The 843-nt window shown below is 68.4% G+C and carries 2 protein-coding genes; both read right to left on the minus strand.

Annotation, left to right across the window (positions count from 1 at the left end; all coding sequences use genetic code 11):
- Positions 1-311: FAD-binding oxidoreductase (locus AB3X86_RS38275; protein ID WP_368599905.1), on the minus strand; the 311-nt coding region annotated here is incomplete at its 3' end.
- A gap of 1 nt (position 312) precedes the next feature.
- Positions 313-843, minus strand: a 531-nt coding sequence (paaD, locus tag AB3X86_RS38280) for a 1,2-phenylacetyl-CoA epoxidase subunit PaaD (RefSeq protein ID WP_368599906.1), incomplete at its 5' end; no start/stop codon positions are given.

The raw sequence follows: 843 nt of genomic DNA on the forward strand, positions 1-843 counted from the left end.
GTCATCACGTCGATCGTGTGGCCGGGCTGCAGCGTGTCGAACGCGAAGTTCGAGAAACGCCCGCCGCGCACGCGCTTGATGCCGATGCGCAACTCGCCGTCGCGGTCGTAGTCGGTGACGCCCACGCAGATCGAATACGAGCGGCGCGTTTCCTCACCGTCGATATGCGTCTTCAGCGTGACGAACTGGCCCTGCGTGAAGCGGTACTGGTCGCGCAGTTCGGGCGGGACTTCGAAGGCGACCGACACCGCATCGGCGGTTTCGGGACGTACTTCGCGGATACGCAGCGGATGGAATTGCGGGGTGGCCATATCAGTACGGTTTGAAGTAGTCGAAGGGTTCGCGGCAGTCGAGGCAGCGATACAGGGCCTTGCAGGCGGTCGAGCCGAACTGCGCGAGCCGCTCGGTGTGTGCGGAGCCGCAGCGCGGGCAGGACGGGGCGGGCAGCGCGCGCGGCACGAAGCGCAGCACTTTTTCCTGTGACGCAGACGTCGCGGCTGAACCGCAGTTGCCCGTGGGCGGCGCGATGCCGTAGACGCGCAGTTTTTCGCGGGCCTCGGCGGTGATCCAGTCGGTGGTCCAGGCTGGCGCGAGCACGGTGGCGACGCGGTAGGGCGTGAGCTGCGCGGCCTCGAGCGCACGGCCGATGTCTTCGGCAATCTGCGACATCGCCGGGCAGCCCGAGTAGGTCGGCGTGATCACGACTTCGAGCGCGCCGTCCGCGGCGCGTCGCACCTCGCGCAGGATGCCGAGCTCGCGGATCGAGACCACCGGGATCTCCGGGTCGGGTACCGCTTCGAGCACGCTCCAGGCGCGGGTGAGCGCGGGATCGGTGGCGGCGGT

It is taken from the genome of Paraburkholderia sp. BR14374, from assembly GCF_040948685.1.
Taxonomy (GTDB): Bacteria; Pseudomonadota; Gammaproteobacteria; order Burkholderiales; family Burkholderiaceae; genus Paraburkholderia; species Paraburkholderia youngii.